The organism is Pseudomonas saxonica, assembly GCF_007858365.1.
In the GTDB taxonomy this organism is placed as follows: domain Bacteria; phylum Pseudomonadota; class Gammaproteobacteria; order Pseudomonadales; family Pseudomonadaceae; genus Aquipseudomonas; species Aquipseudomonas saxonica.
In genome coordinates this window covers 216965-238304 of sequence record NZ_VFIO01000007.1, presented here as the reverse complement: position 1 = coordinate 238304, position 21340 = coordinate 216965, and the positions used below count along the sequence as shown (strand labels likewise).

Genomic DNA, 21340 nt, shown 5'->3' with positions numbered 1-21340 from the left:
TCAAGCGTCCTGTGATAGTTCGTCCATCATCTTCGAGATCTCGTCGGCGTCGTCCGTCTTCTCCTTCTCGTCCAGGCTGAATGCCTGACGCTCCAGAACCTGCAGGTTCTTCATTGCAGAGGAAAGCTGAAACAAGGTTTTGGAATTGCTGGGTAGCGCGACAGCAGCGAGCATCGAGGCCCGGCGCATACCGTTATTGTCCTCGCCCGTCTCATCGATGATCGCGTCTTCGATCTCTTCGCGGCGCTGGATGGTATTGAGCAGGTCATCCATCAGCAGGTTCGCAAGGTTCGTCGCCTTCCGAATGTCTCGGCGATGGCTGCGAACCACCCGGGCCCCTTCTTCTGCGGCCTCTTCGATGATCTCTGCGTCAAGTTCGCAGTTCGCGCCTTGGTCGTTGCGAACCTCTCCGCGAACCAGCTTGCTGCGAACCTCTTTGCGCACCTGGTCGGAAAGGTCTCTCGCCCATCCTTGAACCTTGGCTTTCTTACGAATCGCCGTGTCACTTACGCCTTGGCGCTCTGCGATAGTTCTGATGGAAAGCGAACCAGCCCGGTAGGCACGTTCGATTGCCTCCCAGTCGGGTTGCTTGGTTGTCATGGGGAATCCTTGATTATTGGAACCAGCCAGTGGCCTCTGTGCCGCAACCACGGCAGTACACCGCGCCATTGGCCTGCTTGCCCCGGCGCATGATGAAGAAGCCTTCGGAGCCGCAATTGCACTGGTAGCCCTCATCGCCTTCGGACGGACCATAGGGCCACTTGAATACGCCTCGGTGCGAACTACAGGCCGGGCACTCAAGATTCCGCTGGCCAGCAGGCGCTACAGCCACCCATTCATGCTTGCAGTGGGCGCAGATGGCTTCACCGGACGAGTGAGGATCGCCGGGGCGCTTGAACTCCAGAACCTTGACGGTCATTCGATCACCATCTGATGAGTCTGTGCGTGGGCATGGCCGTGGAGCAGTCCAACGATCAGGCCTTGAGGCAATCCGGCAGACTTGGCTGCGTCCACGGCTTCGGCAATAGCCTTGTCGAGAGCGCTCACCGCGAGGTTGATGTCCTGGCTCAGTGGGAGCGCGTGGCGCAGGCGGGTGACGTTGCTCATCTGCAAAACCTCGCGCCACGTTTTCGAATGCGCCAAATCGTGGCGCGGATTACTTGCCCCGGCGATCTATACCGCCTGGCGCCTTGTCACAGTGCAGGCAGTGCTCGCAGTTGAGTGTCCGGCACAGCCAGCCCTTCACCCGCTGCCAGTACGTGACCATGAAGATGTGGCGGGCACCGGCCAGGGCCAGGGACACATGCAGCGTCAGACCGGCAGTGGTCGGCCCGAAGAAGATATTCTGGTTGCGCGCCATCACGACAAATCCGCTGATAGCGATCGCCGAATAGATCAGCTTACCGAGGATGCCGTCTCTGACCTTCCCACTCAGTACGCACCAGGTCGCCCAGGCCGCGATAAGGCCGCAGGCAATGGAGTTGATCAGTTCAAGATTCATGGTGGATTGCCTCCCCCGAACCTCTGACGGATAAGCGCCCAAAGGTCGGCAGCTTTAATAGCTCGATTGATCGCTGCCAGGAGCGAGCCGCCGAACGTGCCCAGCAGAAAGCCAATGCCAGCGACAATGCTTGGCTCAGTTACGCCCAAGTAAGCACTCACCATTCCTGTCAGATATAGCGAGCAGGAAACCCCAGTGATCAAGAAGATCATCCAAGCCCGCCAATCGGTCAGGTCATCTTTGTGCCACCAACTTGCGACGATCACCCCTAATAGACCCGCTATCAGGAGGTCGAGCCTGTCGAGCAGGCGGTGCAGAAAATCCATGCGCTCGACTCCGTGGGGCATGATTAATAAATGATCCGGGGCAAGCAGAGCTTGGATCTTTAGGTCAAAAGCGTCGCAACCCAAATATGAATGAATTATGAGCGCTGCTGATTGTCGGACAATTAAAGAGACTAAGACGTCAAAGCCGTCATCAGCTGGAGCTGGAATCGACATGAGTCAAGAGCACATTTTCACCATTGAATACAAACTTCATGGAGCTCCCAAAAAACTTTTAATCCGGGCATTGCACCTGACTGATGAAGATGCGTGGCAATGGGCAGGCTGTGATGCCGGTGCAGTGCCCATCCCCAAGCCTGGGAAGCCTCCACTCAAGCTATTCTCAAAGCCAATGGCTGAAAGACTCGGTATTACCGAGGTGCATTGGCGCGGTCCTGGATCTGTCCACGGGTGCAAACCACATGAACACAGTTAGATTTAGATTCGCGAAGAATGAATATTGGGAGGCGCAGATCACTCTCAATGCCAGTCTCTTTTTCGAAGCTGATAGGCTCGAGGCTGCTGCCTACGTGATCATCGCCGATGGTTTTGATAGCCCTGAGGTTTGGAAGCGATTTACAGAAGCCAAAAAAGCCGCTGAAGAGAAGCGTCAAGTGGCGTGGCTGGATTGGATGCGCATCCAACAAGCTTGGAAAGAATAACGTTGGCAGCCCTGTGTTGCTCCTCCTTACAAGCCTCAGAGGTTAGGGTGCGCAGGATATCGGTGCTTGTCCGGAGCAACGCACATCCGGCTCATCATTGTCCAGACGCCCCGAAGGCTGCTCTGGCTGCAGTGGATCGGCTTTTTCTGGGCAATAAAAAACCCGACGCAGTGGCCGGGTTTTCAGAGCAAGTTGCCGTAGGCAAAATACTAACTATGGCGAAATGATGCCGTCAGCCGGGCGGGAAGTCAAGCGGCCTCTTTCATCTGGTAAATAACCCCGCCAATTGGGCACAAGGCTTTAGCATCAATGTCATAGCAAGCATCGAAGCACAACTGCACAAAAGGCTCCCAATCTCGCCCCCAGCGATCCGAGATCAGTCCAATATCGTACTCAGCCTTAAGCCACGCCCGAAATACTTCAGGCTTGCGCATCGGATCAGGATTCGCCGATTGCCCACCCTGATGCATATACCGATATCGGCGGAACACCCCCTTGGCCACATACTCAGCACGCTCCCGCTTACTAGTCGTCATTCGCTCCACGCGCGAGCACGCCAGGTTGAACACGGCTTGCTCTGCATCCTCCACGTCATCGGCGCATGGCTCGGCGGCATACATGGCATTGCCGAATGCGCGGAGCTGGAAGTGCAGGCGAGCAATTGCTGACTGGATCTGCCCGGCCAAAGCCCCGTGCACTGCGTGATTAGCTGTAGGCCCGCGTTGAGTGCCCTGCACTACCACACCTAACTCAGCTGCATCGGAGGTCTGGCCCGGGGCCGGGTTGTAATTGCAGTCATGCCAAGCCTGACGTGCCGAGTCAATTCTCATGCTGCTGCCCTCTTCAGTTCTCTGCTCTTTGCGCGGTAGTCGGCCTTGATGACCTTTATCTCGTCTACGGTGTACTTGCGGGCCGGATGAGGCCCTTCCAGCCAATCCACCTTTTCGGCGCCGATGCGAAGCACCAAGCGGATGCGGTACTCAACGGCGTTACCTGACAGGTTGCGATTGCACCTCACGCACTGCCGGTGGATGTTCAGCAGCTCAAAACGCAGTTCAGGGCAGGCGCCCACAGATCGGTAATGCCCGGCGTCCCATCGACTACCCGTCATGAGGTCGTTGTCGCTCGGCGTCGAGTCGCAACTGATGCACGGCAGGTGTGCGTCACGCAGCCGGATGAACTCGTTCACCGCGGCCTGAGCCTCCCGCAAGTGATCCGCCCTGCTCTTCAACTGTTCCTTGCGGACCTTGATCTCCCTGCGCCCAACCTGGGCCAGCGACTTGACGGCCCGGTCCAGATTCTTTGGAGCATCAAGAATCGCGCAGGCCGGACTGCACACTGCTTGGCCAAGGCGCGCAGGGACGAATGAGGCCCCGCATTCAGCGACCCGGCACTTCTTCAACTTGCGTTGCTTGATCGCGAGCATCAGTACCGCCCTCCCCACACATCCTGGGCAGACCACTTGACACCATTTTGCGAGCCAAACGCTTCCACCCAAGTGATCAGGCTTGCGCACTGCTTAACGCTCAGCTTTGACGTATGCTCGAAAATCATGTCGATACCGTGGCCGTCCAGCGCCGGTACCAGCATTGGAGAGTGTCCGTCCTCCCTAAGCCATGCGGCGGTACACAAACGCTTCCAGACGACGACAGAGAGCTTTTGCCCGTGCCATTCCACTTGGGCGGCAACCTGAGTCAGCAGCTTGTGGAGCACTTTGTTCTGCTCTCCATTGCGGTCTTGATCGACGATCGCCAATTTCTTGGGCTTGGCCAGGTCAAGACCATGCAGGTATCCAATAGCGCGAGTTCGGTCAGATTCGTTGCGGAGCATGAGGTCAGTCATGGCTGCTCTCCCTTGTCCATGGCGGCGCTCTCTTCTTCCCACGGGAAAGGACTGTATGACTCCAAGTTAGTCTCCCAGTGCGCTGGCTCCGTCATGCCTACGTTGTCGTAATGCGCCTGACAGTGGTCACACCTGAAAATGTAAAGGCCTGATCCCTTCTCGAAATAGTCCTCCCGATACTCAAGGATCTCGGCCTGAATCAAGACCAACTGTTCGACGGTGATCTGGCCGCTGATAGCGCTAATGAACGGATCATCGCCATCGCTGTTAAAGACCTCGATCCAAACCGACTCTTCGCCATTTCGCCAAGCGTTGGCGTCGTACTCTTTCTGTTCAAGATCATCGCGCAGCTTCTCAACCTCAGCCTTCAACTCCGTATTAACCAGCTCGTAGGCCTCGAAGCCAGTCTTGAGCCCAGCGTTCTCGGCGCGGTACCTGTCTATGCTCACTTCCTGTCGGCGGATACGTGATGCAGCCGCGAGCAGAACGATGGCAAACGGATCGCTCTCACCATGATCCAAGTTGTCTTGAAAGGACTGGGCGTTGTCGACGAGCTCCTTGATCAAGTCTTCCGCCAGCCAGTCATGCGGCCCCTTTAGTGCTTCGTTCTCAGCGATCAGGGCCATTAGCTGTGGCAACGCATTGACGACAGCTACTGCCAGCCATGAATCGCGCTTGAAGCTGAAGTGAGCCCACGGCTCTTCCTTGGCCCAAGTTTTACCAATTTGAAACGGCTCGCCAGCACAGCAGATGCCACCCATGCTTTGAGCTGTCTCAGCCCATTGCCCCGGCTTGTGTTCGGCCTGCTCGATAGCGCGATTCAGCGACTCAGTCAGCCTCTTCAACTCGGAATGCTCAGCCACGACGAACACCTCGCAGTTTCAGCGCAGCCCGCTCGGCGCAGGTAATGCAGTCCCGAACACCCGGAACTGCCAGGCGACGACCTTCGGAAATTTCTTCGCCGCACTCGCATTCATGGGCGCTTTCGCCACTGTAAATCACGCGAGCAGCAAGGGCTGATGCCAGCTCTTTCTCGATACGCGCTTCTGCAAAATCAACGTCATCAGCCATTAAAAAATCTCCTTGCCGCGGTGTGATTCCCAGTTGAACGGAACAACGATCAGGCCACCCTCGCGCAAACGATCCACGCAGCGCTCACCCATAGCGCCCGGCAACTGCCCAGCGGAAAGGTTGGTAATCACCACTGTTGGGCGCTGCTGCTCGTAACGTCCGTTGATGATTGCGAACAGGGTGGTTAGCTCGAAGTCGCTCGGCTGCTCTTTGCTAACGCCGATTTCATCCAGAACCAGAAGATCGGGGTTGACCAGGCTGGACAGGATGTCTGATTCACTTCGCTCGCTTTTGCGGTCGAATGTCGCCTTGATAGCCTGCAGAACTGCACCGACGGTGCGGTACACGGCTGTGCGGGAGGTTTTGTGCAACAGCTCGTTTGCGATTGCTGCGCCCAGATGGGTTTTGCCAGTACCTGGCTTGCCAATCAGCACCATGCAGCGCCCGGACTCGTACATCCGGTCAAATTCGGCGACGTAGTGACGGCAAAATTTCAAGGCGTGACGTTGTTCGCCATGCTCGACCACGTAATTTTCCAAGTTACTGCCTTGGAAGCGCTTCGGAATCAGTGCATCCCCAAGCTTGCGGGTCAAGGACAGGCGCAGTTCGTGCGCGGCAGCGGCTTGAGCGCTCGCTTCACGCTCAGCGGCAGCGGCTCGCATGCACTCAGGGCAACCACCCTTCAGCTCACGACTCAGGATCACAGTTACCTTTTGCTCGAAAGGCCCGTGCTTCTCGCAGTCTGCTGGTTGGACGCGAACGTTGGTGCTCGTAACGGCATCTGTGATTTGAACGATTTTTTCAGAGCGCATAGGTGCCATCCTCTCGTTGAATCAGGTCGGCGGTGTAGTCGCGCTCGGCAAAGCCGGTGTGGCGGGACGGGGTTTCACGCTTCACGAACTGGCGGACGTTACTGGCGCGGTTCTTGTCGTCCTTGACCCACTTCACCAGCAGGGATACCCATTTGGATTGAGTGTTCAGGGTTCCAGCCGTTTCGTGGTGAGCCGTGAACGGGGCAACAGCCTCTCGAGTGAATAGGTCAGTGGATACACCGAAATGCACGCAGTAGGTCTTCAGGAGATTGGTGTCAGGCGTCCAGTCCAGGGTCATTTCAACCGGGGCCTTTGGGTTGACAGGTTCCGGAGCAGGCTCTGGCTCAAACTCAATCTGCGGAATTTCTTCGCCCGCGTTGAGAGAGTGGTGTTGATCTTTTGGTCCTTGGTTAGTGGTTAGTGGTTCTTGGTTAGGTGGTGATTCGTTCACGACTGGTGCACGCTTCGTGCTATCGCCTGCACGCTTCGTGCGTTTATCCGCCTCTCGCTTCTCGGCAATCTCTCTATTTTTCAAGGCCATTGCGTGATAAGCATTGACCTCATCTTGAATTCGAGCTTGAACGTAGCGACCGCCAACCAGCTCAAAGAACTTACTCAGCACGAAGGTTACAGCTGAAATTTCTTCTGGTGACCTGGCCCAACACCAGTCAATAGCCTCCTCCATAGTAGGGAAGCGTTCCCGGTCATAGCACGCATCAAGCAGAAGCGTGTACGCACCGTGCTCCACCATAGAGAGACGGCCAGCCTTCTTGTGGTAGTCGCCGATATTGCGTTTGAAGTAATGCATTACAGCTCCCCCTCAAGGTTGTATTGCGCCCACAACCCAGCCACCCAGTTGACGCCCTTGGGGGTGAATTTGGACTGGTTGTAGGCATGACCGCTGTCACTGGTGCCGGCTTTGACTTCAAAGCGCTCTGCGTCGATATGAGGCTGATAGGCCTGCCACTCACCACCCATGCGGTACATGATTTTTTTGTCGAGCAGAAATTCACGAAAGCGGGATTCGTTGGCCTTGAGCAGTTTGGCGGTTTGGCGAAAACCTTTAAGGCCGGTCGAGTCGACATAGCGGTCTACAAACTGAATTTTTGGGGCGGCCTCAATCAGGGCCTGGCTGGCTTGTTGCTGAAGCTCAAACTGTTCTGCCCAGGCGCGAGCCGCAGCTGCGGGGTTGGAAAAGTCAGGAAGGGTCGCAATCACCCGCGGGCCTTCGAGCTTCGACTGCAGCTCGTTGAGTCGACGGATCACTTTGTGGCGAAGCGGGATGCTGTAACCGGTCAGGAGCGTTTCTGTCAGTTCTTTATCCAGCTCGAAAAGCGTCGTGTACCCGCGCCCGTCCTTTGTCTCTCGGACATGGATCAGATCTGAGCCATCTTTTTGCAGCTCGGCGAGCATCTCGCGAATGTCACGGATAACGTTCTTGTGAAGCTTTCCTGTCAACTCGGCAATCTCCGAGCTGCTCATGGTCACGGTGCGCGACACGTTTTCAGTTTCGACAAAACGTGTCGCGACACGTGAAGGGGTATTGACGAGATTCGATTGTGGATTCATTATTAACTCGCAGATTTAGCAATGAGCCGGGCCGTAATCCCGGCTTTTTTGTGTCTGAAATTCAGGCGACCTTCACTGACTCATCCATCACATCCAGGCTTTCTCGGATGTGGCTGATTTCGCGGCGAATGGTGGATTTGTCGAATTGGCACACCCGACCGTCTTGCAGGGCTTCGTGCACAGCGATGGTCAGGTCGGCAAACTCTTTGCCGACGCCAATCATTGATTTGGTGAGTTCTTGAGGTTTTGGAGCGTTCTTCGCGATCAAATCAAAACCAAACTCATGGGACAGAGCTATCAGCGGACGCATGTCGCCTGTGTGCAGCAAGATCCCGTACAGATGCTCAATCGTTAGGTGATGGGCATCGTTATCCGGGTTGGCACGCTGAAGTAGGCTCACATGCGCAACACCCATCTTTGCCGCCAGCGTCTTCGCCTCGTTATCCAGAACAGCGCCCTGGCAGGCCCGCAGAAAATCTTCCATTCGTAAAACCTCAATTCTGTTTCCGTGGCGCCCTGCCAAGGAGTCGGCGAAAATTTGTTCCGCAGCGCAGCTGTAGGAGTTGCTTTAAGCGGCGGTTTTTTGGGACGGAAACGGACGCTGCTCCAGCGCCGAAAGACTCCCGTCTTCGTTACAGGTCACGACTACATCGCGACCGACTCGGATAGCTTTGCTCAGAGCACCCTGGGTGCAGCCAAGCATCTGCGCAGCCTTGGTATGGCCGTGCTCTTTAGCGAAATCAGAAAGCGGGATACGACGCATGGCGACGCCCTCAACGTAATTACTAGCCATCAGTATGACCTCCGGTATTGTTTACAGTCAATACCGCCGATATTGGCTGGTTGAATACCGCAGGTAATAAGATTCACTAATGACTAAAGACTCTCGAAGACTCCCTCTTGCCGATTGGCAGCTGGAAGACAGTGACCGCCTGAAAGCAATTTTTCAGAAAAAACGCGGGCAGCTAAAACTCACCCAAGAAAAGATTGCGGCCGAGCTAGGCGACGGAGTGACGCAGGGTGCAGTGAGTCATTTCATGAACCGGCGGACAGCCTTGAGCCTGCGAGCTGCAGCAGTATTTGCTCGCATGCTTGAGGTTCCAGTGGCCGACTTCAGCCCTGTTTTGGCTGAGCAGCTTGAAAAGTTGAGTTCGTCCTTGACGCCTTCTCAGGGCTCATTCCCGCACAAAGATTCAGCACTAACTGCTCCCGCCAACACCCCCTTCCCTGCTGGTGATGATGTCGAGGCCGTAGAGGATAAATACGCCTTCATCCCTCAGTACGATGCAAGCGCAGCCGCTGGTCTGGGGAGTGAAAACCCGCACGTTGAGATTCGCACCACTCTTGCCTTCAAGCGTGACTGGTTGAGAGCGAAAGGGGCAAACCCACAAAACCTAATGGTCATCTACGCCGAAGGCGAAAGCATGTGGCCCACCATTAGCGATCGTGATGTGATGCTGATTGATAGGTCGAAAGTCGAGCCTACCAACAAACAAATTTATGTTCTGGTTGGTGCGGAAAAAGGCGCGATTGTGAAGCGCCTAATACAGACGCCAATCGGCGACTGGATTCTCCGCAGCGACAACAATGAATGCGGCGAATACCCAGATCGCGTTATTTCTCGAAGCGAGTTTAATGAGCATCGCATCCTCGGCCGAGTCATCTGGCGTGGCGGAGACTTGTAGGAGGCTCCATGCCCCTCACCAAGCCCAATCAAGAACTCAAGCGCGACCTGCGGGGTATCGCCTCAGACCTGAAGTGATCCGCCGCAAAGCTGAAGATGTGCGCCGTGTTTCAGGCTGGGGGGGATCGGCTGGCGGGGTATGCGGATGAGGTGAAGCCGGGAGGAATTATGCGCGCGGGAGGCTGACTAGGTAGCTTGAGCGTCTCAAAAAACGAATATTGGCCAAGACATTTTGCATAGATAAGATTCCTTTAAAGGTTTTTATTTTCCCATCAAGCAACACCTGCTTTCCAAATGCCATATCACTGCACTCAGCAGTTCATGGATGCGTCAAAGAAACAATTGTTGTGGTCGGCAGTCTAGTTGTAGTTCGCTTCGTTACCTGTGCCAGCTCTATCCACGGTAACTCATTCGATCCTAGGTACCGAAACAATGAGCATGGCTTATTGCATCATACAAATGCCGACGCCGTGCAGTCTGCATGAGTGCCAATAGCCACTATTACACCTAACGCTCTGATTTATAAGAATTTAGTACTCCCTCAACAATGGCACAGTTAATGCGAGACCTACGCAGACCTCGCCGACAGAGATTGGCGAAAAACATCCGTGATAGTGAGGCAGCAAATGAACGCCATTGATCTTTTGAAAGCCGACCATGAGAAAGTTAAAGCCATACTGACCCAGTTGAGCGAATCAACTGATCGCGCAGTCAAGACACGCTCCGATCTTCTAAAAAAACTTGAGATGGAAATTACTATTCATACTCAACTTGAGGAAGAAATCCTTTATCCAGCTTTTAAAGCAGCCGGCGGTAAAGACGAAGCGGAGATGTATTACGAGGCAAAAGAGGAGCACCGGACAGTCGATTCACTTGTGCTTCCCGACCTTAAAGAGACCGATCCAACATCACCTGAATTTGCAGGACGAGTAAAGGTGGTAAAGGAACTGCTTGAGCATCACATCGAAGAGGAGGAAACAGACATGTTTCCCAAAGCCAAAAAGCTATTAGGTCAGGCGAAACTCGAAGAGCTAGGTGAAGAAATGGTGACTATGAAAGCCTCTCTAAAAAAGACTCTTGCAGCAGCGTAGGTAATACTTATACAGAAACAACTCGAACATATGAGCCCGGCCCATCGCCGGGCTTCTTGTATCTCCCTTGCAATCCTCCACGCCCCGCCTAGAATCCAAACACCAAGTAGAGGGTCCAACCTCTCGGTGTTAGCCCGCCTGTTGCGCAGACGGGCCTTTTCTATGCGACAGATGCCCAGCCCGCCAGTTTCATGTTTCTGCCCTCAACCTCGACAGCGTTTCGCGCCTCTTGTGCGGAGACACCTCAGCTCACAAGCACAGCTCTACCCTGCTGAATCCATCGGACTTAGTGCGCGAGTACATAATTTTCTGCGCACTCATTAAAGATTCAAATGGTCTGTCCGACACATATAGTGGCACTTAGCCGTAATCTCGGGGAGCAGTAGATGGGAATCGTTCTGGCCATTTTGGTCGGCCTGTTTGGCCATAAATTGTTAAAAACAAATTTATTCGCTGGTAGATACACAGTAAGCCAAGCATTTTGGGGGTTTGGCGCGATTGGCGGAATTATTGTGCTCGGTATCGCCGGTTCCTACGTGTCGTATGTGTTGAGCGGGGACCAAAGCAGTGGCGCTGGCTGGACTTTGGCAGCCATTCGCGGCGTAGCCGTTCCGGTAGGTCTCTACGCCTTTGTCACATTCGTAGGGATATGGCGATCAGCCGCGAACTGTGAGACTTGGGTAAAGATCGTTGTCCGCTACTTCTCCGTATTCTTTCTCAGTACTGCAGCCGCTTGCGTGATGTGGGGCTGGTTCAATTTCCTCATTGCTGGCGGAGTTTACTGGTTGATGCAACGCTGGCAACGCAATCGCACCGTCAGCGTGACGTCGTAAAGCATTAAGCTCAAACGATTATAAGATCCTGATCAGAGCCCGCCTCGGCGGGCTTTTGACTGTCTAGCAGTTCTTGACCCAAATAAGCATCCTCCGCCCCCCCCCCACTCAATGGTGGCTGTGCGCCACGAATGGTAGAGTTCGGCATCACTTTAAGGAGCGGCACAATGAAAGGCTTCGGGATTTTCATTCTGATAGCGGGTTTCTGCTGGATGATATTCGCGCTGAACATGGATGTATCCGTTTCCACTGGTATGGGCAGAGTCAATAACCTCGGGCTTATGGCTGATCGCCAGGTACATACGATTGTGGGGGGAATGATTGCCTTGGCGGGCATCATGATGGTGATTTTTGGCGGCAAGGTATCGGTCTCGCCCGCTTCAATACCGGCTCAGACGGACACCCGACCCTGCCCTCTGTGCGCCGAAACCATCAAGAATGCAGCCATCAAGTGCAGGCATTGTGGCGCAGATATCGAGCAGGCTACGCGCTCAATTCCTGCTACAGGCTGGACAGTCCGCATACCTTGCCGGCCAGGTATGGAATTCGATGCAACACAGAAAATCGTCAGCGACGAAGGCCTGCCCTGCGAAAACCCTGATGGTGCAGTAGTGGTTATCGGCCCCTACGAGAAAAAAAATGAAGCCGTTGAGGTGCTAAAACTGATCAGAGTGAACCACTCCTTTTTTGGCGAGCTCTCATACAAAGGCTGATTTAGCCCAAAACAGACAATTCAAATTGCAGCCCGCTCAGTGCGGGCTTTTTTACGCCCGCTCAAAAATATATGACCGGAGGTATTGACCGGCATGCAATACCGGCGGTATTGTTTCTTCCATCGCAGCAGCACACCGCAGCGACCCGCTCTTTAACAGCCTGCGCAAGAAACGTAATACCAATAGACCGCATTGCCTCTACCGGCGACCGGCGATTAGACGGGTCAGATAGCCCGCCCACGACAGGAACACCCTGTACGGCTGATCGAAGGCGAAATGCCTTAACCGTATGAATGACCCGGCAAGCAGTGCGCTCCGCTCAATCCGGCGGTAATGGGATGGAATTTTTCACTGCTGCACCTGGGCAACCGGGTGCATTGGGAAAACCACCAACAAGGAGAAGGACCATGTTGATACTCACCCGCCGCGTAGGCGAAACCATCCGCATCAACGACGACATCAGCATCCAGGTGCTGAGCGTTAGCGGTCAGCAAGTGAAGATCGGAATCGTCGCGCCGGAAGATGTTGCGGTGCATCGGGAAGAGATTTGGAAGCGGATTCAGACGGAGCGCGAGACTGAAAGCGCGGCCTAAGTAGCAACAAAAAACCAGCGCCAACGACAGCCTGTCGCTAACTGCCCGATCCCTCACGGGAGGTCGCATCGATCTGAAACGCAGGCCGGAAGGTTCCCCGGACAACCGGCATGCCGGAGTAAGTTTAGGCAGATCACGCTCCGATGCGACCATTCATCAATCAAGGTTGAAGAAAATTTGAATTAGTAAGCGGCTAGCTCAGTCAAGAATTATGAACGCAGTAAATCTGACGAGGTAACAGCAATGACTATCCAAGCAGAGACACTCGTACAACTGACCGAAGAGTTACAAAAGCATGGCCTACAACTGGTTTCAGATGTCCATTTCACCCGCGCCCCGTATCGACAAAATCACCGCTGGATCTGCATCGTTGAGTAAAGCTTCATTTCGCTGACGGACTGGCTTGATAGCCAGCCGTTGGCACCTTAGCGAAATATTCCTTCCGCCCTACCCCCGAAATCACTCGCATGCATTCACTTCCGCGCCTAATGGCAACCAGCGGAACAGATGGGTGCATCCGAAATTTGTTGAATTCATACCGCCACTCTGGAGGCGACCATGCATCAAAGTATTCAATCGCGCCGCGACATTGTCGACGGCTTGCATCAGCGATCCCGCATCGCCACTAACGATTTCTTCAGGCTGATTGGGCGGCCGGCGCCGGTGGTCCCCTACCGGATGACAGTGAAGCCGGCGGGACGCGACTTCTTCCATGTGGTGGACAGCCGTACGGGTAAGGTCATGGGATTTCGCCGCCACCATAACGAAGCCTGCGCACTTGCTCGACGCCTGGAAGGAAGCGAATCATGACTGATTTTCTCGATACGCCAGAAGGGCCGGATTGGCTCCACGATGCAATCAATTCGCTGATCTGCGGCGACAATGTCACGGCGCCCCGAGCGCATCGCAAATCAGTTGCCCTGGTCACTCCGCAGTCGTTGTGGGAAGCGCTGGCCGAACACCTTGGCGCGCAGGAACACATCGCTCCGCTGCTGACCGACAACCGTGAGTATCCGATTGAGCGAATGATCTGCGAAGTCATCGCCGATGGCCGTCGAGCGCGCAGCCTAATTTATGACCTCGCCATTGCAGCGCTTGGACAGCCTAAAGGGAACCATCCAACTGCATTGCACGACGTCGCTGAAACGCTGATCCGACCTCACGCAAATGAGTATGGTCGGGCTCGCGCAGAAGAGCTGGACTCTGATCGCGCCGCTGACCTAGCGGAACAGCGTAAGGCAGATGCAGCATGACAGTCCGACAACGCGCCAGACGCTTCGTATTCTGGCGCAGCTCTTTCTTCGCACTCGGTACCTGCACCGCACTCATGTTGTTCGGCGCCCTCTCGGCGCCAATCCCTCAATAGCACAAATCTTTCGAAAGCTGCGCCAGTGCGCGGCAAGGAACTGTCATGTCCGCACAAAGCGTGGCGCCGGTGGCGCACGAACAAACCTTGCACATTCTCCCTAATGCTGCGACCAGTACCAGCGCTCTGGTGCTCGATGGCGACAGCTTGGACAAGATGATGCGCCTTGCCGACGTCATGGCCACCGGCCGCGCCACGGTACCGAAGCATTTCAACGGTAACTCGGCGGATTGCCTGGCGGTCGTCATGCAATCAATGCAGTGGAAAATGAACCCCTTTGCAGTTGCGCAGAAAACGCACCTGGTGAATGGCGTGCTCGGCTACGAAGCCCAGCTTGTGAATGCAGTTATCACCACCTGCGCACCGGTTCTGGATCGCCTGCACTACGAGTGGTACGGCACTTGGGAAAAGGTGATCGGCAAGTTCGACATCAAGACCAATAGCGAAGGCAAACAATACCGTCAGCCAGGCTGGAAACTCGAAGACGAGGAAGGCCTGGGCGTCAAAGTTTGGGCCACCTTCCGCGGCGAAGATGAGCCCCGCGTTCTTGAGTTACTGCTGGCACAGGCCCGCACCCGCAACAGCACGCTGTGGGCTGATGATCCTCGCCAGCAGCTGGCCTACCTCGCCACCAAGCGCTGGTCGCGCCTGTATTGCCCTGATGTGATACTCGGCGTGTACAGCCCGGACGAACTCGAAGAAGCCGCCCCGGTTATCCGCGATGTCTCGCCGCCTAAGGGCCGGGCCACCGCAGAGCTTCCACCCTACCCCGACGACAAGTTTGCCGAGAACCTGCCCAAGTGGCGCGTAGCGGTCGACTCCGGAAGGTCAGCACCTGACCACCTGATTGCAACCGTCAGCAGCAAATTCACACTGAGCGAAGAACAGATCGCAAAGATCAAAGCGCTAGCCCCCATTGAAGGAGAGCAAGAATGAAAATCCATAACGTCGCTCAGGGCTCCGAAGCCTGGCATGCGCTCCGCTCCAACTACCTCACCGCCTCCGAGGCGCCGGCCATGATGGGTGCTTCGAAGCAGATGAAGCGCACCGAACTGCTCAGCGCCAAAAAGACCGGCCTCGACCGCGATGTGTCGTGGTGGGTGCAGAAATACCTGTTCGACAAAGGCCACGAAGCTGAAGCGATGGCTCGTCCAATTCTGGAAGGTCGGATCGGCGAAGACCTGTTCCCCATTGTCGGAACTCACGGCGACCTGCTCGCCTCGCTCGACGGCTGCACCATGCTCGGCGAAACGCTGTTCGAGCACAAAATGTGGAACGAACAGCTCGCCGCCGATGTGCTGGCTGGGAACCTTGACCCGCACTATTACTGGCAGCTCGAGCAGCAGCTGTTGGTGAGCGGTGCCGAGAAAGTGATCTTCGTTTGCTCCGACGGCACAGAAGACAACTTCGTGTCGATGGAATACACGCCAGTGCCCGGCCGCGCCGCGACACTCGTTGCCGGCTGGAAGCAGTTCCAAGCCGATTTGCTCGACTTTACTCCGACCGAGGTCGTGCCCGAAACGGTTGGCAAGAAGCCGGATAGCCTTCCAGCGCTACGCATCGAAGTCACCGGCATGGTCACCGCCAGCAATCTGGAGCAGTTCAAGGTTCACTCGCTGGCTGTCTTCGCGTCGATTAACACCGAGTTGGAAACGGATCAGCACTTTGCCGACGCCGAGAAGACCGTCAAATGGTGCGGTGACGTCGAAGAGCGGTTGGCCGCGGCCAAACAACATGCGCTGAGCCAGACCGAAAGTATCGACGCCCTTTTCCGAACCATCGACGAGATCAGCGCCGAGGCGCGCGCAAAGCGCCTTATGCTCGACAAGCTGGTGAAGGCCCGCAAGGTGAGCATCCGCGAAGATATCGTCATGATTGCCGCGAAATCGTTGCAGGCGCACATAGACCAAATCAACACCTCGCTGGACGGAAAGGTCCGCATGCCGGTCGTTCCTGCCGACTTCGCCGGCGCCATCAAGGGTAAGAAATCGATCAGCAGCCTGCGCGACGCCGCCGACTCTGAGTTGGCACGGGCCAAGATTGCCGCCAGTCAGATCGGTGACAGCATTCGCGCCAACCTTGCCAGCTATGGCGAACTCGCCGTAGACCACACGTTTTTGTTCAATGACCTCCAGCAGCTTGTGTTGAAGGCCAACGACGATCTTGTGGCGCTGATAAAGGTGCGAATCGCTGACCATCAGAAAGCCGAACAAGTGACAGCAGAAGCCACTCGGACGAGGATTCGAAACGAAGAGCTGCAACGGATCGAGGATGAAGCCAAAGCCGCCGCCGTCGTCGAACCTGTAGTTCAGTCTGCACCTGTCGCGACGTCGGCCCCGACCAGAGCCGCTCTGGTATCACAGGCAGCCCAGAAGCCCACCGCAACGCAAACCACTCAAACTGTAGCGATGCAGGCTGACGTCTACGACTTAGATGCTTTGATCAAGGCTGTCGCCTTCGGCCAAGCCCCAATCTCGATGCTGAAAGTGGATTGGGAAAATCTCGACGCCCTTGTCACGGACCTGGGCGCCGAGTTCAGCATGGCCGGCGTGAGGCTGGTGAAGGTGGCCGCATAATGAGTAAACGTAAACCGCATAACCTCAAGGCCCGGATCGACCGATCATGCCGAGCACTGCTGGCCGCCAACCACGTCGCAGTAGTGAGCATCGACCCCAGCGGCCGCCAGGGCATGATCAATTACAAATCGCTGAAGAATATCGCTCCTGGGAAAATTGGGCAGGCTGTGTGCGGCATCGCCCACCGCTGGACGATCTACCTCAGCGCTCTCTGTATTGATGCTCGCGGTGAACGCTACAGCAAATCCATTGAGGTGGCGCCTGATGGTGTCTATCTCTCCGACCATCTGGAGGACGTAATCGAGCATTGCTACAAGCAACTGCGAGACGCAGCCAACCAAAACCAGATGGTGGCCTCGGGGTGGATCGCTATTCCAGAGTCGATATCGCTCGAAGAAGATCACGCAGCGCGGATCTTTGAAGCAGTCGGCGCCTGGAGCCAGCAAAAGGTTGCGGCATGAAACGCATAGTCCGCATCCAGCAACGCAAACGTCAAACATGGCTGGCACTGCCGGCCAGCGGAATTGAAGAGGTAGGCCATGGCCAAAACGGTACAGGAGCGCTCTGCCAAGGCTGCGCAGAAGCGAATAGCAGTACAGGAAGAAGAGCTGAGGCTTCGTGTCCGACCGGGTACTCGCCAAGCACTCGCTGACCTGATGAATTGGTCAGGCATTACTGAACAGGGAGAGGCTATGACGCTGATGATTCATCACCTCCATGCGCTGGGTTCCGCCAGTTGCCTGCCTCTGCTAAGCCCGCCGCGCCACGAAATCGAAATTTCGCAAAACGTGGCGCGGGAATTCCGCAATAAAAGCATGCTGGCCCTTCAGAAAGACCGTGGTGACGAGATCATCGAGCCTGACTAAACAGCTAGAGACCCTTTTCGAGCCTGCTCGAAAGATATTGCAAGTGGCCGGCCCTCTGCATTTCTGCCCAGTTATCGAAGTCAGTATTTGCATTGATGAACGCATCCCATTGGTCATCGGGTATTGCGGCAAAATCATCTGGACTATGGATTTTGAAACCGGACGCCGCAAAAAGAGAGTCGAGATCATCAAATTTGCTGTGAGCTGATACGAACTCGGGATTCAGCACATCGACCATCTTTACTTGATGCTTGCCGTCCAATTCCTTTGCATTTTTGATTAGTCGGTCGAGGCCACTGCGATCTATTTTTATTGGCATTTTTTCTCTCCTTGATCCGGCTCCATGCCGGTCACCCGTAATACCCCATATCAACGAAGCACGCCAGCCGGCGAGGTGCAGAAATGGTCGCTTACTACAACGAAATTGATCCATACGCCGCCCAGTGGCTATGAAACCTGATCGATGCCGGACACATTGCGCCCGGCATCGTGGATGAACGGAGTATTGAAGATGTCCTTCCAAACGAACTGCGTGAATTTACGCAGTGTCATTTCTTTGCAGGCATTGGTGTCTGGTCCCTCGCCCTTCGGCGTGCAGGCTGGTCAGATGATCGACCTGTTTGGACCGGTTCCTGTCCTTGCCAACCTTTCAGCTCGGCAGGCGCTGGATCTGGGTTTGAGGACGCACGGCACCTTTGGCCAACCTTCGCCTGGCTCATTAAGGAGTGCAAACCTGCAATCGTCTTTGGAGAGCAGGTTGCGAGCAAGGCTGTCGAACCTTGGGTCGACCTTGTACACGCTGACGTGGAAGCCTTGGGTTACGCCTTCGGGGCCGTCCCGTTTCCGTCTGCGAGCGTCGGTGCGCCGCATATCCGCGACCGACTCTACTGGGTGGCCGACTCCAAAAATGACCGATACGAATGGCCCGGGAAACTCAGCCAATCGTCAGGGCGGGATGGCCCTTCACACTTGCGCGCAATTGGGGGGGTGGCATACGCCAGTAGTTCGGGATCACAAGAACAGTGGGGGCAATGGAACGAATCCTCGGGATCTACCGCGACAGGTTTATTTAGCGGGCTGGAACACTCCCGACTCGACAATGATGCAAGCCAAGTCGAAACCGCCGGTAATTGGAAATCGAAAGCCGACAGATCCACAGATATCACTGGCGGATCAGGCATTCCATCTCGCGGGCTGGCCTACCTGCACAGCGACGGACGCGACCAAGGGCGGCAGTGTCAGTCCTCGACCGGGAATGATGGGGCTGAGCGAGACGGTGCCGCTGGCGGGCTGGCCGACACCAACTTGCAATGTGAAGAATCAGCCAACAACCAAACGGGGGCTGGAAACACTCGCGCGAGTGGCCAAGTCGTCGGGCCCAGCTCGACTAACGGCCTTTGGGCTAATGCTGACTGGCTTTTCTGCCGGGATGGAAAGTGGCGGGCAGTTGAACCCGGCACATTCCCGCTGGCTTATGGGGCTACCTCAAGAGTGGGACGATTGCGCGCCTACGGAAACGCCATCAATGCTGAAGCGGCGACGCAATTCATAGCTGCTTACGTAGAAATCTGAAAATCATCTTTCACTCTGCTGGGCATGACCCGGCACAGGACGAGTCATGCCTACAGAAAACCTGCCTGAACGCACGTTCATCGTGCTGAGCCTCAAACACACTCACCGCCGCCACAGGGCAATAACCCTCTGGCGCGCCAATGACAGCGGGTATTGCTGGCCGCTGGAGCGTGCCGGGGTCTACCCAGAATCATTGGTTCTGGAGCGATTGGGCTATTACAACAGCGGGTGTTCAAACATTGCGGTACCCACCGATCTGGTAAAGCGCTTGGTGGGCGACATTGAGTACGACACCAAAGAGTTCGGAATCTGCCTGCCCAACAAAGCCAACACGTGGAAGCAATTGCTGTCGGCAGTCATTCGCAAGCCAGTTTATCCGTCACGCCCAGAGTATCGCGGCGTTCGATATGCCAAGGAGGCAGCATGACGGCTTTACGCCGAACCGCCCGTTTAAACGGCGGCCCCATGCGGCCGCTGGATCTGCAAACAGTCTGCGACCAATGCAATAAGTCACGCGCCCACGGCAACCACACCAAATGCAGCAAGTTGCGTCAGGCCGAAGCGGTTGAGCGGCGCGCACGGGAGAAACAATGACCGCAAAGAACATCGGCGAGCGCATCGACGCCCGCTGCACCCGTTGCGGTGGCCGCAATATGCAAATCACCGAAGAACTTATCGGCTCAGGACACTACGAGGTACAGGCCGGCAAGATTAGCGCCGTGGCCTCTTCCGACTCACTTCAAGCCACAGGCCGCCTCTTTGGTCGTTGTCGTCAATGCGGTCACGACTGGGTATTCCGTAAGAATCCACTCACCTCTTAACTCTCCCAGCGCCCCGCACGGGGAAAGGAATCAGACATGGCAAAAGTTATTGCCCAGATCACTGCCCGCCTCCCTCGTTTGATGGAGGTAAGTGAGTACCGCAAATTACGTTACGCCGGGGGCAAGCCCAGCGTTCAACAGTTGAAAAAATGGATTGAGGAAGGCGAAATGCTGGGAGAGGTTAAAGGCGGGATGTATTTCGTCGATCTGCAAGCAGCGGTCATTGGTTCAACTGACCCGCTTCTGGCGAAGATGATGGAGGTGAGCTGATGGCTCCCCCGCGCGCGAGGACCTCGAAGAATCGCGATCTGCCTGCCAATTTGTACCCTAACGGCAAGTACTGGCAGTACAAAAACCCGGTAACTGGCAAGAAAGTCAGCATCAACAAGCCTATGAATGAGGCCATCCGCCTAGCCAAGGCCGCCAATGCCAAGCTGCTACCTCTGCTGACTGATGACGGGGCCTTGCTGGCCCTGCTCACGGGCGACACCGCCTCGCGCTTTGACAACCTGCTGGACCGTTTTGAGAAGGAATGGGTGACCAGTCGCGGCTATGCCGATCGCACTCTGCGAGAAATCCAGTTCAAGCTCGCACGTTACCGCGAAGATATGGGTGGGCTGCTGATGGGCCAACTGGATGTACTAACGATTGCCGAGTACCTGGACGGTTTTGAGAATAACGCTTACACCAAGCATCGCGGGCTACTGGTCCAGATTTTTGCTTTCGCGGTAGCCAAAGGTTTATGCGAGCGCAATTCGGCAGAGCTGACGCTGGTGAAGAAGGAGGCCGAGAAAAAGCGACAACGCCATACGTTGGATGGGCTGAACACAATTCTGAACTACAGCGGTACCCGGCCCTGGCTCAAACGAGCCATCCGCTTAGGGCTGCTGAGCCTGCAACGGCGCGAAGATATTGTGACGTGGCCGAAAACAGCCGTGGACCTTGAGCGAAACACCATCAAGGTATCCCCCGGGAAGACGCAGAACTATGGCACGCCAATTCACTTGGAAATCGTCATGGGACAAGCCCTTCGCGAGGTTGTATTGGAATGCGTCACCTCACCGGTGGTTTGCCCCTACTTGATTCACTACATCCCCAAAGCACGCAGGCGTAAACAGCTCGATACCAAACTGCACTGGAACGCGGTGACGCCGGACTATTTGACCAAGGCATTTAGCCAGGCGAGGGACGACTCAAAGGCTTATGACCACATTCCAGCAAATGAACGGCCGACCTTTCATGAGATTCGTGCGCTGGGTGCTTGGCTGTATGAGCAACAGGGATTTGCTCAGGATTACATTCAGGGTTTGATGGGTCATGCGGATGTGAAAATGACTGAGCATTATCAGTCTGGGCATGGGCCAGAGGCGGTGATTTATCACAAGGTCAAAGCCGACCTGAAACTGTAGCTCGGTGGTGGTTTGCCCAATGATTGCCCAAAGTTT

Annotated in this window: 36 protein-coding genes; 20 read left to right on the top strand and 16 right to left on the bottom strand. The window is 55.5% G+C overall.

Annotation, left to right across the window (positions count from 1 at the left end; all coding sequences use genetic code 11):
* From FJD38_RS17755 to FJD38_RS17735, 5 genes are read right to left on the bottom strand one after another with little or no spacing between them, the layout of a single operon-like run.
* A complete protein-coding gene (locus FJD38_RS17755; RefSeq protein WP_094987749.1) occupies nucleotides 1-600 on the bottom strand; it encodes a hypothetical protein in 600 nt (199 codons plus the stop codon).
* A gap of 13 nt (nucleotides 601-613) precedes the next feature.
* A complete protein-coding gene (locus tag FJD38_RS17750; protein ID WP_146386623.1) occupies nucleotides 614-919 on the bottom strand; it encodes a hypothetical protein in 306 nt (101 codons plus the stop codon).
* Entirely contained in the window at nucleotides 916-1107 is a 192-nt protein-coding gene (locus FJD38_RS17745) for a hypothetical protein (RefSeq protein ID WP_047275933.1), read from the bottom strand. Before FJD38_RS17745 ends, FJD38_RS17750 begins: the two co-directional genes overlap by 4 nt.
* 49 nt (nucleotides 1108-1156) lie before the next feature.
* The gene (locus tag FJD38_RS17740) at nucleotides 1157-1501 is read right to left on the bottom strand and encodes a hypothetical protein (protein WP_094987751.1); all 345 of its coding nucleotides are present in this window, start codon (nucleotides 1499-1501) and stop codon (nucleotides 1157-1159) included.
* Nucleotides 1498-1827 (bottom strand): MFS transporter, encoded by a 330-nt coding sequence (locus tag FJD38_RS17735; protein ID WP_146386689.1) that lies wholly within the window; start codon nucleotides 1825-1827, stop codon nucleotides 1498-1500. Before FJD38_RS17735 ends, FJD38_RS17740 begins: the two co-directional genes overlap by 4 nt.
* Nucleotides 1828-1924: 97 nt before the next feature.
* Here FJD38_RS17735 and FJD38_RS24805 point away from each other — a divergent pair, with 97 nt between their 5' ends.
* Together FJD38_RS24805 and FJD38_RS17725 are read left to right on the top strand one after the other, a co-directional pair.
* Nucleotides 1925-2260: a DUF6555 family protein gene (locus FJD38_RS24805; RefSeq protein WP_405596035.1), complete on the top strand. Its 336-nt coding sequence runs from the start codon at nucleotides 1925-1927 to the stop codon at nucleotides 2258-2260.
* Entirely contained in the window at nucleotides 2247-2486 is a 240-nt protein-coding gene (locus FJD38_RS17725; RefSeq protein ID WP_146386619.1) for a hypothetical protein, read from the top strand. The genes FJD38_RS24805 and FJD38_RS17725 overlap by 14 nt, the downstream gene beginning before the upstream one ends.
* Before the next feature lie 248 nt (nucleotides 2487-2734).
* On the opposite strand, the gene FJD38_RS17720 is transcribed toward FJD38_RS17725, so the two are convergent.
* From FJD38_RS17720 to FJD38_RS17675, 10 genes are all read right to left on the bottom strand, one after another.
* A complete protein-coding gene (locus FJD38_RS17720; RefSeq protein WP_146386617.1) occupies nucleotides 2735-3316 on the bottom strand; it encodes a hypothetical protein in 582 nt (193 codons plus the stop codon).
* Nucleotides 3313-3912: a recombination protein NinG gene (locus tag FJD38_RS17715; RefSeq protein WP_146386615.1), complete on the bottom strand. Its 600-nt coding sequence runs from the start codon at nucleotides 3910-3912 to the stop codon at nucleotides 3313-3315. Before FJD38_RS17715 ends, FJD38_RS17720 begins: the two co-directional genes overlap by 4 nt.
* Nucleotides 3912-4328 carry a recombination protein NinB gene (locus FJD38_RS17710; protein WP_146386613.1) on the bottom strand — a complete coding sequence of 139 codons (417 nt, stop codon included), beginning with the start codon at nucleotides 4326-4328 and terminating at the stop codon, nucleotides 3912-3914. The genes FJD38_RS17715 and FJD38_RS17710 overlap by 1 nt, the downstream gene beginning before the upstream one ends.
* On the bottom strand, nucleotides 4325-5191 hold the full coding sequence (locus tag FJD38_RS17705) for a hypothetical protein (protein ID WP_146386611.1): 867 nt from the start codon (nucleotides 5189-5191) through the stop codon (nucleotides 4325-4327). The genes FJD38_RS17710 and FJD38_RS17705 overlap by 4 nt, the downstream gene beginning before the upstream one ends.
* Nucleotides 5184-5399, bottom strand: coding sequence for a TraR/DksA C4-type zinc finger protein (locus FJD38_RS17700; protein ID WP_146386609.1), 216 nt, complete (start codon nucleotides 5397-5399; stop codon nucleotides 5184-5186). Before FJD38_RS17700 ends, FJD38_RS17705 begins: the two co-directional genes overlap by 8 nt.
* Complete coding sequence (locus FJD38_RS17695; protein WP_146386607.1) at nucleotides 5399-6211, bottom strand: ATP-binding protein; 813 nt, start codon at nucleotides 6209-6211, stop codon at nucleotides 5399-5401. Before FJD38_RS17695 ends, FJD38_RS17700 begins: the two co-directional genes overlap by 1 nt.
* Nucleotides 6201-7019, bottom strand: coding sequence for a YdaU family protein (locus tag FJD38_RS17690; RefSeq protein WP_146386605.1), 819 nt, complete (start codon nucleotides 7017-7019; stop codon nucleotides 6201-6203). Before FJD38_RS17690 ends, FJD38_RS17695 begins: the two co-directional genes overlap by 11 nt.
* On the bottom strand, nucleotides 7019-7780 hold the full coding sequence (locus tag FJD38_RS17685) for a phage antirepressor KilAC domain-containing protein (RefSeq protein WP_146386603.1): 762 nt from the start codon (nucleotides 7778-7780) through the stop codon (nucleotides 7019-7021). The genes FJD38_RS17690 and FJD38_RS17685 overlap by 1 nt, the downstream gene beginning before the upstream one ends.
* Nucleotides 7781-7841: 61 nt before the next feature.
* Nucleotides 7842-8264, bottom strand: a complete 423-nt coding sequence (locus FJD38_RS17680) for a phage regulatory CII family protein (RefSeq protein WP_146386601.1) — start codon at nucleotides 8262-8264, stop codon at nucleotides 7842-7844.
* Between the two features lie 84 nt (nucleotides 8265-8348).
* On the bottom strand, nucleotides 8349-8573 hold the full coding sequence (locus FJD38_RS17675) for a Cro/CI family transcriptional regulator (RefSeq protein ID WP_425281170.1): 225 nt from the start codon (nucleotides 8571-8573) through the stop codon (nucleotides 8349-8351).
* A gap of 79 nt (nucleotides 8574-8652) precedes the next feature.
* Between FJD38_RS17675 and FJD38_RS17670 the strand changes: the two genes are divergently transcribed.
* The 12 genes from FJD38_RS17670 (at nucleotide 8653) to FJD38_RS17620 (ending at nucleotide 17502) form a co-directional block, all read left to right on the top strand.
* Nucleotides 8653-9465 (top strand): LexA family transcriptional regulator, encoded by an 813-nt coding sequence (locus tag FJD38_RS17670; RefSeq protein ID WP_146386600.1) that lies wholly within the window; start codon nucleotides 8653-8655, stop codon nucleotides 9463-9465.
* Nucleotides 9466-10090: 625 nt separating this feature from the next.
* Entirely contained in the window at nucleotides 10091-10555 is a 465-nt protein-coding gene (locus tag FJD38_RS17665) for a hemerythrin domain-containing protein (protein WP_146386598.1), read from the top strand.
* Nucleotides 10556-10941: 386 nt separating this feature from the next.
* Nucleotides 10942-11388 carry a hypothetical protein gene (locus FJD38_RS17660; protein ID WP_146386596.1) on the top strand — a complete coding sequence of 149 codons (447 nt, stop codon included), beginning with the start codon at nucleotides 10942-10944 and terminating at the stop codon, nucleotides 11386-11388.
* Nucleotides 11389-11555: 167 nt separating this feature from the next.
* Complete coding sequence (locus FJD38_RS17655) at nucleotides 11556-12101, top strand: hypothetical protein (RefSeq protein WP_146386594.1); 546 nt, start codon at nucleotides 11556-11558, stop codon at nucleotides 12099-12101.
* A gap of 407 nt (nucleotides 12102-12508) precedes the next feature.
* Nucleotides 12509-12694, top strand: a complete 186-nt coding sequence (csrA, locus tag FJD38_RS17650) for a carbon storage regulator CsrA (protein ID WP_146386593.1) — start codon at nucleotides 12509-12511, stop codon at nucleotides 12692-12694.
* 243 nt (nucleotides 12695-12937) lie between these two features.
* Complete coding sequence (locus tag FJD38_RS25010) at nucleotides 12938-13072, top strand: hypothetical protein (RefSeq protein WP_280116032.1); 135 nt, start codon at nucleotides 12938-12940, stop codon at nucleotides 13070-13072.
* Between the two features lie 180 nt (nucleotides 13073-13252).
* Nucleotides 13253-13504, top strand: a complete 252-nt coding sequence (locus FJD38_RS17645) for a hypothetical protein (RefSeq protein WP_146386591.1) — start codon at nucleotides 13253-13255, stop codon at nucleotides 13502-13504.
* Nucleotides 13501-13947, top strand: coding sequence for a hypothetical protein (locus tag FJD38_RS17640; protein ID WP_146386588.1), 447 nt, complete (start codon nucleotides 13501-13503; stop codon nucleotides 13945-13947). Before FJD38_RS17645 ends, FJD38_RS17640 begins: the two co-directional genes overlap by 4 nt.
* Nucleotides 13948-14105: 158 nt before the next feature.
* Nucleotides 14106-14996, top strand: a complete 891-nt coding sequence (locus FJD38_RS17635; RefSeq protein WP_146386586.1) for a RecT family recombinase — start codon at nucleotides 14106-14108, stop codon at nucleotides 14994-14996.
* A complete protein-coding gene (locus FJD38_RS17630; RefSeq protein ID WP_146386584.1) occupies nucleotides 14993-16636 on the top strand; it encodes a YqaJ viral recombinase family protein in 1644 nt (547 codons plus the stop codon). The genes FJD38_RS17635 and FJD38_RS17630 overlap by 4 nt, the downstream gene beginning before the upstream one ends.
* Nucleotides 16636-17097 carry a hypothetical protein gene (locus FJD38_RS17625; RefSeq protein ID WP_146386582.1) on the top strand — a complete coding sequence of 154 codons (462 nt, stop codon included), beginning with the start codon at nucleotides 16636-16638 and terminating at the stop codon, nucleotides 17095-17097. Before FJD38_RS17630 ends, FJD38_RS17625 begins: the two co-directional genes overlap by 1 nt.
* A gap of 78 nt (nucleotides 17098-17175) precedes the next feature.
* The gene (locus FJD38_RS17620; protein ID WP_146386580.1) at nucleotides 17176-17502 is read left to right on the top strand and encodes a hypothetical protein; all 327 of its coding nucleotides are present in this window, start codon (nucleotides 17176-17178) and stop codon (nucleotides 17500-17502) included.
* A 4-nt stretch (nucleotides 17503-17506) separates the two neighbouring features.
* Here FJD38_RS17620 and FJD38_RS17615 read toward each other — a convergent pair whose 3' ends face one another.
* Entirely contained in the window at nucleotides 17507-17821 is a 315-nt protein-coding gene (locus FJD38_RS17615; protein WP_146386578.1) for an SDR family oxidoreductase, read from the bottom strand.
* A 170-nt stretch (nucleotides 17822-17991) separates the two neighbouring features.
* Between FJD38_RS17615 and FJD38_RS24800 the strand changes: the two genes are divergently transcribed.
* Genes FJD38_RS24800 through FJD38_RS17590 form a run of 6 tightly spaced genes read left to right on the top strand, consistent with a single transcriptional unit; the run spans nucleotide 17992 to nucleotide 21304 of the window.
* Nucleotides 17992-19074 carry a DNA cytosine methyltransferase gene (locus FJD38_RS24800; RefSeq protein ID WP_244302752.1) on the top strand — a complete coding sequence of 361 codons (1083 nt, stop codon included), beginning with the start codon at nucleotides 17992-17994 and terminating at the stop codon, nucleotides 19072-19074.
* Between the two features lie 46 nt (nucleotides 19075-19120).
* A complete protein-coding gene (locus tag FJD38_RS17605; protein ID WP_146386576.1) occupies nucleotides 19121-19501 on the top strand; it encodes a hypothetical protein in 381 nt (126 codons plus the stop codon).
* A complete protein-coding gene (locus FJD38_RS24590; RefSeq protein WP_167654284.1) occupies nucleotides 19498-19668 on the top strand; it encodes a hypothetical protein in 171 nt (56 codons plus the stop codon). Before FJD38_RS17605 ends, FJD38_RS24590 begins: the two co-directional genes overlap by 4 nt.
* Complete coding sequence (locus FJD38_RS17600) at nucleotides 19665-19895, top strand: hypothetical protein (RefSeq protein ID WP_146386574.1); 231 nt, start codon at nucleotides 19665-19667, stop codon at nucleotides 19893-19895. The genes FJD38_RS24590 and FJD38_RS17600 overlap by 4 nt, the downstream gene beginning before the upstream one ends.
* 36 nt (nucleotides 19896-19931) lie before the next feature.
* On the top strand, nucleotides 19932-20165 hold the full coding sequence (locus FJD38_RS17595) for a hypothetical protein (RefSeq protein WP_146386572.1): 234 nt from the start codon (nucleotides 19932-19934) through the stop codon (nucleotides 20163-20165).
* Nucleotides 20165-21304 (top strand): tyrosine-type recombinase/integrase, encoded by a 1140-nt coding sequence (locus tag FJD38_RS17590; RefSeq protein WP_146386570.1) that lies wholly within the window; start codon nucleotides 20165-20167, stop codon nucleotides 21302-21304. The genes FJD38_RS17595 and FJD38_RS17590 overlap by 1 nt, the downstream gene beginning before the upstream one ends.
* Nucleotides 21305-21340: the final 36 nt, after the last annotated feature.